This is a genomic window from Streptomyces aureus, assembly GCF_000725495.1.
In the GTDB taxonomy this organism is placed as follows: Bacteria; Actinomycetota; Actinomycetes; order Streptomycetales; family Streptomycetaceae; genus Streptomyces; species Streptomyces aureus_B.
Genome location: NZ_JNZD01000006.1, coordinates 308805 through 325374, shown reverse-complemented (window position 1 = coordinate 325374; position 16570 = coordinate 308805). Strand labels below are relative to the sequence as shown.

19 protein-coding genes are annotated in these 16570 nt (G+C 70.2%); 11 read left to right on the top strand and 8 right to left on the bottom strand.

Features of this window, described 5'->3' with window-relative positions:
* The first annotated feature begins 187 nt into the window (after positions 1 to 187).
* Together IO36_RS14195 and IO36_RS14190 are read left to right on the top strand one after the other, a co-directional pair.
* Positions 188 to 907 (top strand): type 1 glutamine amidotransferase domain-containing protein, encoded by a 720-nt coding sequence (locus IO36_RS14195; RefSeq protein ID WP_037619857.1) that lies wholly within the window; start codon positions 188 to 190, stop codon positions 905 to 907.
* A gap of 284 nt (positions 908 to 1191) precedes the next feature.
* Positions 1192 to 2163, top strand: coding sequence for an alpha/beta hydrolase (locus IO36_RS14190; protein ID WP_037619856.1), 972 nt, complete (start codon positions 1192 to 1194; stop codon positions 2161 to 2163).
* A 120-nt stretch (positions 2164 to 2283) separates the two neighbouring features.
* On the opposite strand, the gene IO36_RS14185 is transcribed toward IO36_RS14190, so the two are convergent.
* Positions 2284 to 3201, bottom strand: a complete 918-nt coding sequence (locus IO36_RS14185) for an oxygenase MpaB family protein (protein WP_051900433.1) — start codon at positions 3199 to 3201, stop codon at positions 2284 to 2286.
* 215 nt (positions 3202 to 3416) lie between these two features.
* Between IO36_RS14185 and IO36_RS14180 the strand changes: the two genes are divergently transcribed.
* On the top strand, positions 3417 to 4235 hold the full coding sequence (locus IO36_RS14180) for a hypothetical protein (RefSeq protein WP_051900432.1): 819 nt from the start codon (positions 3417 to 3419) through the stop codon (positions 4233 to 4235).
* A gap of 736 nt (positions 4236 to 4971) precedes the next feature.
* Positions 4972 to 5100 carry a hypothetical protein gene (locus tag IO36_RS48925; protein WP_280923724.1) on the top strand — a complete coding sequence of 43 codons (129 nt, stop codon included), beginning with the start codon at positions 4972 to 4974 and terminating at the stop codon, positions 5098 to 5100.
* 428 nt (positions 5101 to 5528) lie between these two features.
* Here the strand turns inward: IO36_RS48925 and IO36_RS14165 are convergent, their stop codons facing one another.
* Complete coding sequence (locus IO36_RS14165) at positions 5529 to 5999, bottom strand: hypothetical protein (protein ID WP_209441199.1); 471 nt, start codon at positions 5997 to 5999, stop codon at positions 5529 to 5531.
* 366 nt (positions 6000 to 6365) lie between these two features.
* Between IO36_RS14165 and IO36_RS14160 the strand changes: the two genes are divergently transcribed.
* Complete coding sequence (locus tag IO36_RS14160) at positions 6366 to 6914, top strand: DUF3291 domain-containing protein (RefSeq protein WP_037619850.1); 549 nt, start codon at positions 6366 to 6368, stop codon at positions 6912 to 6914.
* Between the two features lie 19 nt (positions 6915 to 6933).
* The gene (locus IO36_RS14155; RefSeq protein WP_037619849.1) at positions 6934 to 7548 is read left to right on the top strand and encodes a hypothetical protein; all 615 of its coding nucleotides are present in this window, start codon (positions 6934 to 6936) and stop codon (positions 7546 to 7548) included.
* A gap of 92 nt (positions 7549 to 7640) precedes the next feature.
* Here IO36_RS14155 and IO36_RS48130 read toward each other — a convergent pair whose 3' ends face one another.
* Both IO36_RS48130 and IO36_RS48125 read right to left on the bottom strand, forming a co-directional pair.
* On the bottom strand, positions 7641 to 7784 hold the full coding sequence (locus IO36_RS48130; protein ID WP_245173269.1) for a hypothetical protein: 144 nt from the start codon (positions 7782 to 7784) through the stop codon (positions 7641 to 7643).
* 162 nt (positions 7785 to 7946) lie between these two features.
* Positions 7947 to 8345, bottom strand: coding sequence for a hypothetical protein (locus tag IO36_RS48125; RefSeq protein WP_037619970.1), 399 nt, complete (start codon positions 8343 to 8345; stop codon positions 7947 to 7949).
* A 366-nt stretch (positions 8346 to 8711) separates the two neighbouring features.
* On the opposite strand from IO36_RS48125, the gene IO36_RS14145 reads away from it, so the two are divergent.
* Both IO36_RS14145 and IO36_RS14140 read left to right on the top strand, forming a co-directional pair.
* On the top strand, positions 8712 to 9425 hold the full coding sequence (locus IO36_RS14145) for a hypothetical protein (protein WP_037619848.1): 714 nt from the start codon (positions 8712 to 8714) through the stop codon (positions 9423 to 9425).
* 195 nt (positions 9426 to 9620) lie between these two features.
* Positions 9621 to 10238: a DUF4240 domain-containing protein gene (locus IO36_RS14140; RefSeq protein ID WP_051900431.1), complete on the top strand. Its 618-nt coding sequence runs from the start codon at positions 9621 to 9623 to the stop codon at positions 10236 to 10238.
* A 43-nt stretch (positions 10239 to 10281) separates the two neighbouring features.
* Here IO36_RS14140 and IO36_RS48120 read toward each other — a convergent pair whose 3' ends face one another.
* Both IO36_RS48120 and IO36_RS14130 read right to left on the bottom strand, forming a co-directional pair.
* Entirely contained in the window at positions 10282 to 10917 is a 636-nt protein-coding gene (locus IO36_RS48120; protein ID WP_245173268.1) for a hypothetical protein, read from the bottom strand.
* A gap of 323 nt (positions 10918 to 11240) precedes the next feature.
* A complete protein-coding gene (locus IO36_RS14130) occupies positions 11241 to 11723 on the bottom strand; it encodes a winged helix-turn-helix transcriptional regulator (RefSeq protein ID WP_037619846.1) in 483 nt (160 codons plus the stop codon).
* Between the two features lie 147 nt (positions 11724 to 11870).
* On the opposite strand from IO36_RS14130, the gene IO36_RS14125 reads away from it, so the two are divergent.
* A complete protein-coding gene (locus tag IO36_RS14125) occupies positions 11871 to 12296 on the top strand; it encodes a tautomerase family protein (RefSeq protein WP_037619845.1) in 426 nt (141 codons plus the stop codon).
* A gap of 30 nt (positions 12297 to 12326) precedes the next feature.
* On the opposite strand, the gene IO36_RS14120 is transcribed toward IO36_RS14125, so the two are convergent.
* Complete coding sequence (locus tag IO36_RS14120; protein ID WP_037619844.1) at positions 12327 to 13091, bottom strand: SDR family oxidoreductase; 765 nt, start codon at positions 13089 to 13091, stop codon at positions 12327 to 12329.
* 100 nt (positions 13092 to 13191) lie between these two features.
* Between IO36_RS14120 and IO36_RS14115 the strand changes: the two genes are divergently transcribed.
* Positions 13192 to 14046 (top strand): helix-turn-helix transcriptional regulator, encoded by an 855-nt coding sequence (locus IO36_RS14115; RefSeq protein ID WP_037619843.1) that lies wholly within the window; start codon positions 13192 to 13194, stop codon positions 14044 to 14046.
* A gap of 54 nt (positions 14047 to 14100) precedes the next feature.
* Here the strand turns inward: IO36_RS14115 and IO36_RS14110 are convergent, their stop codons facing one another.
* Entirely contained in the window at positions 14101 to 15708 is a 1608-nt protein-coding gene (locus IO36_RS14110) for an FAD-binding oxidoreductase (RefSeq protein ID WP_037619841.1), read from the bottom strand.
* 70 nt (positions 15709 to 15778) lie between these two features.
* Here IO36_RS14110 and IO36_RS14105 point away from each other — a divergent pair, with 70 nt between their 5' ends.
* Positions 15779 to 16429 carry a TetR/AcrR family transcriptional regulator gene (locus tag IO36_RS14105; protein WP_051900429.1) on the top strand — a complete coding sequence of 217 codons (651 nt, stop codon included), beginning with the start codon at positions 15779 to 15781 and terminating at the stop codon, positions 16427 to 16429.
* Positions 16430 to 16570 lie beyond the last annotated feature (141 nt).

Genomic DNA, 16570 nt, shown 5'->3' with positions numbered 1-16570 from the left:
GTCACGGCCACGGCTACAGGCACGGCCAAGGTCACGGCCACGGGGGCGGGCACGGGCGCGGTCGCGGCGGATGGCCCGAGCCCCGGGGCGGGCAGATGATGGTCGGGGGCCCGCACAGCGGAGATCGACGGGATCGATGGGCGCGGCGGCCGGAAGGCGTGCCCTCTGCGCGGAAAGAAGGATCGACATGACCAAGGTCTTGTTCGTCGTCTCCGCGGCAGACCGCTGGACCTTGCGCGACGGGGAGGTGCACCCCTCGGGATTCTGGGGTGAGGAACTGGCGATGCCGCACAAGATTTTCACCGGCGCGGGCTGGGAGGCCACGATCGCCACCCCCGGCGGGAAGGCGCCGACGCTGGACCGGCTGAGCATGTCCAGGACCGCCGGCCGGCCCTCGAAGCTGCGCGAGGTCGCCGCCCATCTGGCCTCCATCAAGGGCGAGTTGAACGCTCCGCGGTCACTCGACACGATCGACCCGGACGACTACGACGTGGTGTTCTATCCGGGAGGCCACGGACCCATGGAGGACCTCGCGGTCGACCCGGTCTCCGGAGCCCTGATCACCCGCGTGCTGGCCTCGGGCAAGCCCCTGGCGCTGCTGTGCCACGCGCCGGCGGCCGCCTTCGCGGCGCGGAACCCCGACGGGTCCTGGCCTTTCACCGGCTACCGGATGACGGGGCTGTCGAACCTGGAGGAGAAGTTGAACAGCTTCGGCCGCAGGGCGATCTGGCTGCTGGAGGACCGCCTGCGCGAACGCGGCGCCCACTATGCCAAGGCTCGTCTGCCGCTGCGCCCCTTCGTCGTGGTCGACCGCAACCTCTACACAGGGCAGAACCCGGCCTCCTCGGAGCGTCTCGCCGAACGGCTCGTGAGCGACGTGGCCGAGGCGGCCACGGGGGCGCGCTAGCAGTCCCGGCCGCGCCGAAAACGACGATGGCGCCAAGGCCACGGATGACGCCGATGTGCCGAGCCCCGGCGGATGTTGCTGGGGAAACGCGCTCGCCGGCCTCCGCGTCGGCGCGCCGCACCGTCGAACCCGGGAAGTCCCGTCCCGCCCGTGGTGCGGTTGCAGTCCCGGGGGATGACGCGAACGATGGAAGGCGTTCCGGCGCGCGCGGTCGCGCGCGCCGACGGCTGCGGCCGGGCAGGCCGCAGGAGCGCTCACCACGTGTCCTCGTGACTTGGAGAATCATGTCTGAGCTGCCGCCCCCGATCACCCCCTACCTCGAACCGGCCGCGAAAGAGCTGGTCGAGGCCACCGACCCGCATCCGCGGATCTACGAAGTGCCACCGGAGAAGGGCCGGGACATCCTCCTCGGTCTGCAGAGCGACGCGAGCGTGCCACGACCCGACGTCGACGAGGAGTGGGTCGAGGTCGACGCCGGGCAGTGGGGCACCGTACGAACGCGGATCATCCGCCCGAAGGGCGTGAGCGGGCCGCTGCCGGTGGTCTTCTACATCCACGGCGCCGGGTGGGTCTTCGGTGACGACAAGACGCATGACCGGCTCTTCCGCGAACTCACGGTCGGCGCGGGCGCTGCGGGTGTCTTCCCCGTCTACGACTGGGCTCCGGAGCACAAGTATCCGACGCAGGTGGAGCAGAACTACGCCGTGGGCCAGTGGGTGCTCGAGCACGGCGCCGAGCACGGTCTGGACACCTCGCGCATCGCGGTCACGGGGGAGTCGGTCGGCGGCTGCATGTCCACGGTGTTCGCGCTGATGAACAAGGAGCGCGGCGGGATCGACCTCAAGGCCCAGGTGCTGCTGTACCCGGTGACCAACGCCGACTTCGACACCCCGTCCTACCTGCAGTTCGCCGAGGGGTACTACCTCACGCGCGACGGCATGAAGTGGTTCTGGGACGCCTATACGAGCGACGACGCCCAGCGCAAGGAGGTGTACGCCTCTCCGTTGCAGGCCTCCCTGGAACAGTTGCGGGGGCTGCCCACCACGCTGGTGATCACCGACGAGGCCGACGTGCTGCGCGACGAGGGCGAGCAGTACGCGAACAGGCTCCGTGAGGCCGGTGTGGACGTCACCTCCGTCCGCGTGGCCGGCATGGTCCACGACTTCCTGCTCCTCGACAGCCTGCGTGACACGCGGGCCGCCAACGTCGCCCGCCGCCTGGCCGTCGACGCGCTGAAGACGGCGCTGCACGACTGACGCCCCCGGAGTCCGGCTCGGGCTCGGGCCCGCAGGTGCCTTGAGTGCACCTGCGGGCCCGAGCTGCGCCTGCGGCTCGGCAGAGCCACCGACCGCGCGACGCCCGGAGGAAGGTTCGGGTCACCGTGCCGAGGGCGTCCTGGGGGAGGGGAGTCCGGCCGCCGAGCGGCGAGCGGCGTAGGCGAGGGGGAGGAACCGCAGCCGCTCCGGGAGCAGTGGGACCGTCCTGCGTACGACCGCCCCGAAGCGACGCAGCCGGCGCTCGTCCCGGTCGCTCCACGCCAGGCCGAGCCGCTCCCGTGCCCCGGGCGGCAGCAGTCCGGTCGTCACGAAGACGTTCAACCGCGCGAGCGGCGGGCGCAGCAGGGGCCAGAGGAGGCGGAGCGGGGCGGGGGATCCGTCCGGCAGGGCGACAGGGCGGCGCGGGTCCAGCAGTTCCCGGACGACGATCGTCGCCTCCAGTTCGTCGCGGACCATCGCGTCGAAGTACTCCCAGAACGCCTCCGGCGTGGGCGGCATGTCACGGCGGTGGATGCCGAGGATGTCACCGAGGCACAGCAGTTCATCGTAGAGACGGCGCTGCTCGTCCTCGTCCAAGGGGCGGGAGATGTACTCCGCCGCCCGCAGGAAGACCGGGTAGGCGGTGGCGTGGACCCACGCGTAGTAGGCCGGGGTCAGGGCGTGGTAGGCGCGGCCGTTGTGGTCCGTGCCCGAGATCGTCTTGTGCAGGCGCCGCAGTCGGCGTCCTTCCTCCAGGGCCTGGTCGCCGCCGTAGACCCACAGCTGGAGCGAGCGCAGCGAGCGCTCCGCGCGGCCCCAGGGGTCGGTGCGGAAGACGGAGTGGTCGTCGACGCCGGCGCCGACGGCCGGGTGCGCGACCTGGAGCACCAGGGCGGCGGGCAGGGCCAGAAGCATCCGTACGTCACCCGCGAGGTCCCACAGGACGGAGCCCGGTGCGAACGGGACCGGCTCGGGCGGCGGCGTCCGGGTCGCGTGGGTCGCGTCGTCGGGTCCGGATGCCGTCGGAGTGCTTGGCATGGTGCCCCCGTTCCTCGTTCCCCCAGGTGACGTGCCCGGGCGCTACGTGTGAATAGTTCTTGTATCTTCGCCACTCCCGACGATACGCCCGTACGTCCCACGCTCTCGATGGAGTCCGGCTCGGGGCCAGAGGACGCTGGGCACGCTGCTCCCGCTGTTGCTGCGGAGGCGAAATCCACGGGCTCCGGCGAGGCGAGGACGGCTAGGTTGGCGCGGTGCATCCCATTCGGTTCTCCGCCGCCCCGAGTCACGGTGTCCACGCCTTCCACTACCTCCCGGGCGACGACCTGACCGTGTCCAGGAACTGGCCGGGGCTGTTCGCAGAATGGCCTGAGGAGAGGACACCGTTCTCCGAGTGGGCGGTGAACAACAACAATATGGAGGAAGTCGCCGTCTACGTGGGTCTGGTCTGGCGCCTGACGGCCGGGCTGGCCCGGTATGCGATTCCGACGTACTACCGCGATGAGGCCGCGCGGGCCCTGGGCCGGGAGCCGGTTCTGGTCGACTGGGAGTACGAGGTCGACGCCGAACAACTGACCGCCGAGTCGCGGGACATCGGCTTCGTGCCCGGGCGCTCCTGCGTCCGGATCCGTCCTCGGCCCACCGACTGGGAGGTGGCGAACGCCGGTCGCGCGGGCCTGTTCCCACTGGCGACCCCGAGGGACCTGGTGTCCGCGCTGCACGCCGTGCTCTTCGACGCCTCCTCGGAGATCACCGTGTTCGCCATCCCGCCGGGCGCCGAGCGCTTCGAGCGCCTGACCGCCGCGTTGCGAGGCCCGGTGCGGCCGGTGCTGGGGGACGTCCTCGGGGACGACGGGATCTTCGTCGACCTCACGATCGGTGTCGACACGGGCCATTACGACTCGGTCGTCGTCGCGTCGCGTGGTGATCTGCTCGGCCCGCTGACCGACCTCGCCGAGGACTGCGCGCAGCGCGTCGAGTCCTACGAGCAACGGCTGGACGAACTCCACGGTGTCCCCGACTTTCTGCGGGCGATGCCTGAACTGGCGGGAGTGGAGCTGGACGCCGCCTGAGCGCTCCATACGCGGAAGCAAGGAAGACCAGAGCCAACGACGCTGACCTCCGCGTCAAGGTCGCGTCGCCACAGCGGAGATGCCGGATGCTCTCAGCTTGCGAGCCAGGCGTTCCATCTCCGGAAGCGTTCCCGAGTAGCCGCCGTTCAGCACGCGACGCACCAAGACCTTGGCGCCCGCCAGGTCAACACCGAGCTCAGTCCGCAGTACTCGCATGATGGCGACACTCTGGGTCGGCGGACTGCTCACCTCCAGCCTCGCGGGTCCGTGCTCGGAGAGCATCTGCTCCCGCCGTTCGGTCGGTATGTCGCCACCGCACGCGGCTACCGCACTTCCGCAGGCGGAACACGCTGACTCGACGTCCCACTCCAGTCCGTTGTACGTGAGGGCCTGAGTTCCCCAACACTCCAGTTCGGCACCGCAGTTGTGGCACACCGCGGAGTACCTGACAGATTCGAAGACAGCCTGCTCCATACCCACCCCCCAACGGAGACGAGCCTAAGCGACATGCTGAGTACGGGTTCCTAATGCGACAGCAGCTTTCCGCGCGAGACGTCGAAGCAGACCAGCCCCATGGACGTCGCAACCTGCGCGGCGAACGCCGACACCTCCTCGCCTCTGTTCCACCGTGCGCCGAAGTAGATCAGCGGGCCCGTCCCGCTACCGACCAGTCCGTCCTCCCAAACTGGGTGGTCGCCCGGCCTCGGGCGGTAGTTGTGGCGTGCGAACACGCAGGATGAGCCGATCTCAGCGTGACGAGGGCTCGCCGCATCTCGACCAGTGGCGCTTCTTTGTCGCGGACACTTCGGCGACAGCCCCGGTGACCACGGCGAGCGACTACCTCGATGCTCGCTGGAGCTTCTGATAAATGATTAACGTTGCGCTGGGTTTCGGGCAGCACGTAATCGCCTTGCTGTGATGGTGGGGCGCAGCGATGCTGGACCGATGCCAGGGCAGAGGAAGAGGAAACGTCAAAGGCAACGTCAGCAGCAGGACGAGGCACAGCGGATGGCTGCTCGCTTCGCGCCCGACGCGGGTCGCTGGGAGGTGCTCTTCGAGACTCAGGACGAGTCGCAATGGCACGCTCACCTCCGCCGTCTCCGAGAGTCGGACGCGCAAATCGACTGGACTGCGGTGCGAGTGGACATGCTCTGCGGGCGCCTGGTCCGGCCGACCACCTTCCGGCTGAGCCTCTTCGTCCCGAACTTCGCACCCGATTCCGGCCAGGGATCGCCCGATAATTGATCTTGTGGCTGGTAGAGGTGGGTTGACTGTCTCGGCGGGGTTCGGAGTTCAGGGCGTGCGGTCGGAACGGTGTGTGCGCCAGAGGGATCGCAGCGCTTCGAGCTCGGTGCGCGGGAAGTGCTCACCCCACTTGCCGCGGTAGCCACTCACGTCGTACTTCTCGGCGACCTCGTCGAAGCAGCGGATCACTGCTCGCGCCACGACGTCGATGTTCTGCTGGGACGACCAGATCTCGGTGCCGACGTTGTCGTGCTTGGAGCCGTTCGGCAGCTCAAGGAGGCGAATCCACACGTCGTCGTCCGCACGGTAGAAGATCCACCGGAAAGCCGTGGGCTCCGCTTCGAACTGGGCACGCGTCTCGGTCTCGCCCGCGACAAGTCGGGCGACCGCCGTCAGAAGGTCCTCCGGCGCGTTGGTGATGTACGAGGCGATGATCTCGGCTTCGGCTCGTGCATCGGCGACCTTGCAGTCGGCCCACCCGCGGCCGGACAGCGTCCAGACGAGCTGTAGATCAGCCATGGTTGCGGTCCTGCCGCTCGCTCACGGCGTCCGGTAGGTCGAGGTGGGTGTCGTGGCTGTTCACCGGTCAGACGGTAGATCACGACGACTCCGATCGCCGGATGATTTCACCTCGGCGAGGCGCCCTGCGGCCTGCGAGACCTGCCCAAGAGGCCATCTGGACAGGGAAATTGCAACTTCGACAGGGATCGCGACGGCGGCTACGTTCATGGCGTCTTCGGCGGTCGTCCGCGGCCGCACAGGGGCTTTCTTCGGGCTGGGCCGGCCGCGACCGGGCGGCTCGCTCGCGCCCACGAACCATCCCGCACCCGTGCGCAAGCCACTGAACCGGGTCCACGCCGGCCAGCTTCATCCAGGGAGACACGCATGCCCCATCTTGCTCTGTACACCTTCGGCGTCCTGAAGTCGCCTCTCGCCGATCCCGGGCCCCTCACGGGCGAGTTCTACGCCATGGGGGAGGCCGTCTACCGGAGGATGAGCCGGCACCCCGGACACCTCGGGCATGCCGAAGCGGCGGACGGCGCCCGGGGCGTGCTCTTCGAGGCGGACTGGGGTGCGTGGGGAGAGTTCGCCGTACCCACCTGGTACGACAAGGGCCGTACGGCGGAAACCACCGCCTTGGCCACGACCCTCTCCCTCTGGACCGACCTGCGCCCCGCCTTCGACGCGGTCTACGCCGGTCGACACCGTGAGGCGCTCAGCAGGCGCCACGACTGGTTCGAGAGGACGGACCACCCGAACTATGTGTTCTGGTGGGTCGCCGAGGGCGTGATTCCTACCTGGCGGGACGGCGTTTCCAGGCTGGAGCACCTCCGCGCCCACGGTCCCGTGCCGCACGCCTTCACCTTCCACGACGCGTTCGCCTCCGACGGAGCCCCGGCCAGGGTCGGCGGCATCGGGCCGAACAACGACTAGGTTCGCGATGGAGGCACGCATGACAGACTCCGAAGACCGGGCACAGCAAGCCGACGTCACCCGGCGCATGCTCTGTTTCCTGAACGCCCCGGTCGCCGCGTACTGCCGACTGCGCGGCGTCCTGCCCGCCCCCGGCGCCGTCCGGGTCGCCATTCGCGCCGGCGACCAGGCGCACACCCAAGACTTCCTCTACGAGATCCCCAACGGCACCGTCGCCCCGTACTCCATCCCCGGTCTGCTGCGCACTGTCCTGACCGGACCCCAGCTCTACAGCAGCAGCGACGTCGGCGAGGTCATGGGGATGACACTCCTCCGCCTGCGGCCGCAGGAGATCACTCCGGACCCGGACCCGGACCCGGAGCCCGAACAAGGCCGGGTGCTCGCCGTCGTACACGCCCGGGCGGGGGCCGACGGCGACGCGAACCCTTTCCTGGTCGGCTTCCTGATGCACGGTCGCGGCTTGCTGCGCCTGTACGTGCACCGCCGCGACGGGGCCGGCATCGTCGGCGCCGACATCCGCCTGACAGAGACGCCCGCCACCGGCCTCATCGCCTCCCTGCCCGTCCTCGTCGAGAAGAGCAGTATCGACGGCCGGCCCTGGACGACCCGCACTGCGACGTCCTTGCCGATCTGACCGACTGGCCATGGGGCGGGGCGGGGCCGAATGGATCGTCGCCGGACCCGACCCGGTGGTGAACGGGGCCTCGCGGCGGTCACGTTGTCGGGTCAGGGACCGGTCGTCTCTCCGGCGGGGGACGGCATGTTCCCAGCGGCTTCCCGGGGCGTGGGCCAGTGCGGGTTCGGCTTGCCGTCGTCGCCCATGTGACCGCGCCGCCAGATGGTGTTCCAGCCGTACGTGGTCTCCGGCACGACTCGGTGCCGTTGCCCGCACGGGCAGTTCATCGGCGCCCACGAGCACCCGCGGCACAGCTCGACGCAACCGTGCCCGGTCGGAGTCTGCTCCAGTGGTCGCTCGTCGCCACAGGCCGGGCAGCCGGGGAGATCGGTGCCGTCCAGGATCGCGTTCTGCCGTTATACGTACTCGGAGAGGCGCAGCGACGGGTGGCGGAACGGGTCCTCGTACCAGGCGCGGCTCGGGCCCTCCCAAGTCCGGCGCAGCCACCACGGTCGCGGGTCCGGCACGGCCCGCCGCCCCTCGCGCTTCTCGGCCCGGCGCTGCTCGGCGTACCGCTGTGCCCGCGCCAGCCACAGCACCCGGGCCTCGTGCAGTTCGTCAACAGCCCGTATCGGCGCATCCGGGTCCGCCTCCAGCCGTCGGGGGATCCCGGCGCTGAGCGTGAGGTGGTGGTACGTCGCGCGGAAGCCGTACGGAGCGAAGAGGGTGACGCAGGTTCGCAGCGCGTTGTGCCGGCTGTCGAGGGGGAGGCCCGTGTCGTGCACGCGCGCTCGGTGGGTCAGAAAACTGGTCATGGTGTGGGGCTCGGGTTCCGTGCTCGTGCCGGGGTGATGGTGACGGTGAGGATCTCCTGAAGCGGGAGCGTCACCGTCTCGCGGCGATCATGCCGGACCCCCCTGCCCTACCGCCACGGGGTTTGGCCGCGGCTCGGGCTCGGTGCCACCGGCCGGAGGTGTTTCGCTCCGTCATCCATGGCGTTCGCGTCATGTGTCCCTCCTGCGCCACGTGTCGCAGCGGGCACAGGTCCGGTCAGGTGCCAGTCCCCGGCGAATCGATTCAGCATGATCCATTCGTCGGATTTGCGTGAAAGTCGCACAAGTGTGGTGCCTGGGCGGCAATATGGGCTGATCTTCCCTGAACCACGCATCAGAGGCCTCGTCATGACCAGACCGCAGTCCCCGCCGGACCCCTACGGGCGGCCGCAGCGCCCGGTCCCTCACACCTCCGGAGACTCCAACCGCGGCGCGCTCGTCGTGGCCCTCATCGGAGCCGCGGCCACGATCGTCGCGGCACTCATCGGACTGTTCGTGCAGCTGAGCGGCGATGTGGAGCAACGCGCCTCCGGGCCGTCGGTCGGCGGCGCCTCGCCCGCCTCCGAAGCGCCCGACACCTCCGTCGTCCCCCGCAGTTCGGTCCCGCCGAGCGCGCCCGCGGCCCCCGGAGGGTCCGAGGGGACCGACGCGACCCCGGCCCCCTCGACCCCCGCCGCCGCGACGACCACCGTCGTCACGACTGTCGGTCTGCCCGACGCGTTCCGCGGGCGCTGGCAGGGATACGCCGAGGAGGTCGACGCCACACGGACCGACCACTACCGCGTGACCGTGGAACTCGAGCAGGGCGCCCTGCGCGAGCAGGTCGGCAGCGTCCACTACGCCATGGAGGATTCCGACTGCTACGGCACCGTGAGCCTGACCGCGGTCGGCGGCATGGACCAGGTGATCCTCGGGGAGAGCATCCAGTCCGGGAACTGCGTCACGAACGGCCGCATCACCCTGACCCTGCGCCCCGGCGACACGGTGGACTTCGCCTACGAGACGATCAAGCGGGACGGCACCCGGCAGTCGGTGAAGGCGGGCCTCGAGCGGGTCGCCTGACCGGCGCTCGGGCGAGGTTCCCGGCGAACTGCTTCACGAAGTGGCAATGTGCGGCGGATGTGATCGGGAGCCCCCGGCCCGCCATGGTGGCCGGGGGCTTGGTGTGCGGCGGCACGTGTGCAGCCGGGGGCGCATCACTCCAGTGAGCAGACGAGCAGGCGCTGTTGTCAGACCCGCCTGGCACAGTGCCCGGACATGGACACCACTGAGTTCTGGACCGTGATCGAGGCCGCCCGCTCGGCGGCCACGGAGGACAGGCCGTTCGCCGAGGTGCTGACCGATGAACTGGCCACCCGCACCAAGGAAGACATCCTGTGCTACCAGGAGCGCTTCGACGAGGCGAGCGGGGCCGTGTACCGGTGGGACGTGTGGGCGGCCGCCTATCTGATCGGCGGAGGCTGCTCGGACGACAGCTTCATGGACTTCCGGGCGGGCCTCGTCGCGCAGGGCCGCGACTGGTACGAGAGGGCGGCGGCCTCCCCGGACCGGCTCGCCGAGCACCCGGCGGTGATCGCCGCCGCCGGTGCCCGTCGTGACTGGGCGCTTTTCGACGAGGAGACCAACTACGCGGCCGCCCGCGCGTTCGGGCGCATCACCGGCGACGACGAGGACTTCTACGAGGCGTGGACCGAGTACGAGGCCTCGCTCGACTGCCCGCTGTGCGACCACAACGACATGGGCGAGGACTTCGACTTCGACGACCCGGCCGAGATGCACAGCCGCCTCCCGCGGCTCGCCGCCCTGTGCCTCGGCGACATCGCGGGCCAGGAGCTTGCGGGCGGGGCGGGCGAACCGCCGTCGTCCGCTTCCTGACTGGCCACGCGCACGGCGGGTGGAGCATCGGGCCGAGGCGGCGTCACACCTTCCGGTCCTCGGCCTGGAAGGGGCCGGTCGCGGGGGCCACGCATTTGTCGACGACGGTCTCCTCGCCGGCCGCCGAGCCGTCCAGGCAGAGGCGTCCGCCCTGGTCGCGCAGGTCCAGAAGGAATCGCGTGGCCGTACCGGACTGCTCGAGGCCGTGGATGCGCCCGTCGATGTAGCCGAGGTCGTTCAGGATCGCCCTGACCTTGGTGGGGGTGGGGTCCTCCAGGTTCCAGAGCGCCTGGGCGATGCGCTCCTCATGGAGGTTGCCCGCGCACCAGTCGCGAGCGTTCAGCTCCACCTCGGGTCCCGCCGTGGGTGCGATCGGCTCGACGGCGTCGCTCGGAGGGGTCTCCCCGGACGGCATCGGCCGCGTCGGACCGGTCGGCGGCGCCTCCGGCGGAGCGCTCGGGGGACACTGCCGTGCGACCTTGTCCAGCATCTCGGTGAAGGCGGCGCCGGTCCCGACGCCGTTGGTGCCGGCGCGGTCGCTCTGCGGTCCGCCGGCGCCTGTCTCCTCGGTGCCACAGGCGGTGAGCGTCAGCGCGGCGAGAGTCGCCATCGCGAGCATGGGTCGCAGGTGGTGTGGGGAGCGGGTGGCGGTTCCGGCCGGGGCGGCGTTTCGTCTCATGCGCCAAGTCTCCGAACAGGCGATCTTCGCCACGTGAGTACACGTACTCAAGTCGGTGGGAGTACTCGGTCGCGGTGAAGCGGGTGTTCTACGCGGTGGGGCCATTCGGAGGTGCGTCATGGAGGGCGTCCGCCCACGGTCCGATGCCGGCCCGCCCGCAGCCCCCGACCGGCCCACCCGGACTCCAAGTCCGGCCGACCCGCAGCCCGCGACCGGCCCGCCCGGAGTCCAAGTCCGGCCGACCCGCCGTCCAAGAGCGGCCCGCCCACAACCAAGCCCCGCCCGCCCGAGTCCAAGTCCGGCCGGTCCACATCCGAAGAAACCTAATCGCGCCGCCAGTCGGGGCTCAACCGGATCTCGATGTCCTCGGATCCCGCCTCCGGCGCCGGCTCGGCGGTCACGCGGGCCCGGACCGGACGCCCCGTCTCTGCCTCGACGAACGTCAAGGGCGGGCGGTCTTCCTGGAGATACTTGTCGCCCCACTGCATCAGCGACAGGAACACCGGCAGCAGGTCTTCGCCGGCCCGGGTCAGCCGGTACTCGGTGCGGGCCCGTTCCCCCGGGTTCCGGTAGGGAACGGGCTCGACGACACCCGCGGCCTTCAGGTGTTTGAGTGCTCGCGACACCGCCGGTGCCGACGTCCCGATCCGCTCCGCGAAGTCGTCGAACTTGGTGGTGCCGTAGAAGCATTCGCGGACCACCAGGAACGCCGTCCTGGTGCTGAGCAGGTCCAGTACGCGTCCCGCCGAGCATCCGTCGCCGATCGACCAAGCGTCCCGGTCGCTCAGCCGTTCCTCGAAGTTCATCACCACACCGCCATTGTAACTAACGCTTGCGTTAGCCAGCCGGGCGTGATTCGATCTGGATAACGACAGTGTTAGTCAGATGTCAAGTCCGCTGTCCCAGAAGCCCGTTGAACGGCCGATCCGACCATCGAGGAGTGGCGAACCGCCATGCCGTTGTGGACCATTCATCACACGCCCGGGATCTTCACCGGCGAGGAGAAGCACCGGCTCGCCTCGCACATAGCCGACCACTACGAGAAGGCCGGGCTGCCCCGGTTCTATGTGGTCACGCTGTTCCACGAGACCCGGCCCGAGGACTTCTACGTGGGTGGGGAACCCGCCCCTGTCGGGGTCCGTATCGCCATCGACCACATCGCCCGCCGCAGCCCCGACCGGGAGAGCCGACGCCGGAACGCCCGGTGGATCAAGGGCATGCTGCAGCCCTACGTCGAACGGCACGCAGGGCTGCACTGGGAGTTCCACGTCGACGAGACGAGTGAGGACCTCTGGATGATCAACGGGATCGCGCCGCCCCCGGCGGGCTCCGACGCCGAGAAGCTCTGGGCCGAGAACAATGTGGCGACCCCCTACTGACCGTACCGGCGGTACCCCCGAGCCAAGAGCTCACGGATGCACCGGCTGCGGCGCGTTGAGGGTCTCGACGACCTGGTCGTAGTCGCCGCGTGCCTCCCCGTAGCGCAGGAACTTCACCCGCTCGACCTGGATCTCCTTGGCGTCGGGCTGCGATTCGATCAGGTCCATGACCTCGGCGATGAACTCGTCGAGCGGCATGGCGTGTTCGTTCTCCTCGTGACCGGGCATCAGCTCCGTGCGCACTGCCGGCGGTACGAGCTCCACGACGCTCACGGAGGTGCTGGAGAGCTGCAGCCGGACGGACTCGCTGAGCATGTGGATCGCTGCCTTCGACGCGTTGTAGGTCGGCGTGATCCGCAGCGGGGTGAACGCCAGGCCCGAGGACACGGTCATGATCGTGGCGGACGGTCGGGTCTGGAGGTGTTCGACGAACGCGCCGATGAGCCGGATCGGACCGAGCACGTTCGTCGTCACGATCGACTCGGCGCCGGCGAGGAACGACTCGGGCTTGCGCCAGTCCTCGGCCTGCATGATTCCGGCCATGGTCACCAGGACGTCGAGGTCGGGATGGGCGGTCAGCACCTGCCGTGCGGCGGCGGTGATGCTGTCCGCGTCCGCGGTGTCGATACGTACGGTGTCGATGCCGGGGTGCTCGGCCGCGATCCGTTCCAGCACGTCGGTGCGCCTGCCGCCGACGATGACGGTGTTGCCCCTCGCCTTCAGCGCGAGGGCCAGGGCGAGGCCGATACCGCTGGTGGCCCCGGGGATGAAGACGGTGTTTCCGGAGATGTTCATGCTCCGATCCTGACCGCTTCGTCGCCGCGGGTGCAGAGACCGTTTATCGGGGGATCGGCGATCCCTGGTTCGTCCTCGGGCAGCGGACGACAATGGCTCCATGGACCGAGCAGCACTGGCCGAATTCCTTCGCCGTCACCGTGAGGCGCTGCGCCCGGAGGACGTCGCCCTTCCTCCGGGCGCACGACGACGGGCCCCGGGCCTGAGGCGTGAGGAGGTGGCCTCCCTCGCGGTGATGTCGACCGACTACTACACCCGGCTGGAACAGCGCCGTGGCCCGCAGCCCAGTGATCAGATGCTGGCCTCGCTCGCCCGCGCCCTGCGGCTGACCGACGACGAGCGCGCCTATCTGTACCGGGTCGCCGGACGCAACGCGCCGGCCAGGCTGTCCGCCCCCACGCATGTCGCCCCGGCACTGCTGCGCGTGCTTGACCACCTCGACGACACGCCCGCGATGATCCTGACCGACCTCAACGAGACGCTGGTGCAGAACCGGATGGCCGTCGCCCTGTTCGGTGACGCCTCACGGCACACGGGGCTCTCCCGCAGCGCGATCTACCGCTGGTTCACGGATCCGTCGGAGCGGACCATCTACCCCGAGGACGATCACGAACGGCAGAGCCGCGCGCAGGTCGCCAATCTGCGGGCGGCCCACGGGCTGCGCGGACCGGGGTCGCGTGCCGGGACACTCGTACGGACCCTCCAGAGGACGAGCGTGGAGTTCGCCGAATTGTGGGACCGGCACGAGGTCGCGCAGCGCTTCGAGGACCACAAGACCCTCCTGCATCCCGAACTGGGTCCGATCGAGCTGGACTGCCAGGCGCTCTTCACCGAGGACCAGTCCCAGACCCTCCTCGTCCTCACGGCCCCGCCGCGCACCGACGGCCACGAGAAGCTGGGTCTGCTCGCCGTGCTGGGCCTGAACCGGTTCACCGAGGCGCCGTCCGACATCTGAGGCCGCCGTGGGCGCCGTGCGTGATGCCGGTGGGCCGTGGCACGAGGAGTGGCGTCAGCGCAGGGGGTCGATCACGGCTCCGGGGTTCAGGATCCCGGACGGGTCCAGCACGGCCTTGCCCGCCCGCAGCGCGGCGGCGAAGAGGTCCGGGCGCTGCCGGTCGTACCACGGCCGGTGGTCCCGGCCCACCGCGTGATGGTGGGTGATGGTGGCGCCGTGCGTGATCAGCGCCTCGGAGACCGCCCGCTTGATCTCGTCCCACTGCTCGACGGTCCTGCCCCATGTGCCCGCCGCGTAGATCCCGAAGTACGGGGCGGGACCGTCGGGATAGACATGGGTGAACCGGCAGGTCACGACCCCCGTGGCGCCGACCTGGCGCAGGGCGTCCCGGGCCGCGGTGTCGACGGCCGCCCGGAGGGCCGCGAACCGGTCCCAGGTGCAGGCTGTCTCGAACGTCTCCACGATCATGGCCTGGGCCGCGAGGGCGTCCCGCTGGTAGGGCATCCGCAGGAAGGAGGAGCGCCAGGTGTCGGCGGCCGAGGTCCGCGCGGCCGCCTCCGCGGAGTCGGTGTGGCGCGGCGGCTCGGGCAGGGTGCCGCCGTGGTCGCGGCACAGTTCCAGGGCGCGGTCCAGGGAGGCGGTGACGGGGTGGTCGGCGGACTCGAAGCCGAGCACCAGCACCGCGGTCGGGCTGCCAGCGTTGATGAACGCCTCCGTCGGGTCCAGGAGCCGGCAGTTGGCGGGATCGAGCCCGGACTGCGCCAGGGCCCGTACGGCCCGGACCCCCGCCTCGTAGTCCTCGAAGGCGACGGACGCTCCCGAGCGCCAGCGCGGACGGTCCTGGAGGCGGACCCAGGCCTGGGTGATGACCCCGAGTGCTCCCTCGGAACCGAGGAACATCCGGTCGGGGGAGGGGCCGGCGCCCGAACCGGGCAGACGGCGGCTCTCGACGACACCGGCGGGCGTGACCACCCGCAGCGACTCGGTGAGGTCGTCGATGTGGGTGAGGCGGGTCGCGAAGTGGCCGCCGGCCCGGGTCGCCAGCCAGCCGCCGAGCGAGGAGAACTCGAAGGACTGGGGGAAGAACCGGAGCGTGTACCCGTGGGGCCTGAGCTGCTCCTCCAGGCGGGGGCCGAGGACGCCGGCCTGGACGAGGGCGGCCCGGCTGGTGCCGTCGACCTCCAGGACCCGGTCCAGGCGGCCGAGATTCAGGCTGACCACTCCGGCGTAGTCCGCGCCCGTACGCGCTTCGACGCCTCCCACCACGGAAGTGCCGCCACCGAACGGGACGACCGCGATGCCGGCGCCGTCGCACCACTCCAGGACCTGTACCACCTCGGCCTCCGACGTGGGGCGCACGACGAGGTCGGGCACATGGGGGAGCTGCCCGAGCAGCGCGCGGACGACGTCCCGGAAGGCCTGGCCATGGCTGTGCGCCAGCCGGTCGCGGGTGTCGTACGACGCCAGCCGGGCCAGCGCGGGCGGGGCGGTGACCCGGCTCGGGGCCACGTCGAACGACTCGATCGGCGGTGCCTCGTGCACGGTCAGATCCGCGTCCGGGAGCAACGCGGCGGTGCGGCGGGTGAGTTCCGCCCGCTCCGCGCCGGTCACGGCGTCCTCGATGTTTCCCCAGCCCCACCACGAACGCGTCCTGCCGCTCATCGTGCCCCCAGCTCCTTGAACTGAACGTCGGGTAACTTACCGAGCGGTCACTTTGGCATAGGGTGGGGACATGAGCAAGCAGCCGAGGACGACACAGGGCGTGGGCACGAAGGGAATGCCCCGCAAGGACCGGGAGCGGCTGATCCTGGAGGCGGCCGCCGAGGAGTTCGGGGTCAAGGGCTACGCGGGCGGTTCGACCGCGCGGGTGGCGGCACTGGCCGGCATCACCAAACCCATGATCTACGAGTACTTCGGGTCCAAGGACAGCCTCTATCTGACCTGTCTCGACGAGGCCGGGACCCGCCTCGTCGAGGCCGTCGCGTCCGCCCAGCAGGGACCCTCCGACCTCTCGCGGGCCGTACGCACGCTGGAGGCCGTCTTTCGTGCGCTCGCGTCCCGCCTGCACGACTGGGAACTCGTCTACGACGCGACGCTTCCGCCGGACGGGCCGCTGCACGACGCGGCGACGGCGTACCGCAGGGAGCTCAACCGGCTGGGAGCGGTGGGCGTCGCCGAGTTCCTGCACGCCTCCCCGGAGGTCGAACCGCTCGACGCCGACCTCGTCACCCACCTCTGGTACGGGACGGTGAGCGCCGCGGTGTCCTGGTGGCGACACCACCCCGAGCAGACGGCCGACGAGATGGCGGCCCGCTTCGAACGCGTCGTCGCGGTGCTCTGCCCGGACCTGTGGGCGGCGTCGGATCAGCGCCGACAGGGCTGATGGGCTCGATTCCGGTGTTGCGGAGGGGAGTTGGCAGGCTGCGACAAGAGCCTGCCCTTCGTCGCGACGGTCGGGTTCGCGGGGGATCGGCTGGTCCGGTTTCAGGCCAAGATCGGTGACGTGGTCGTCGGTCCTGAGTAG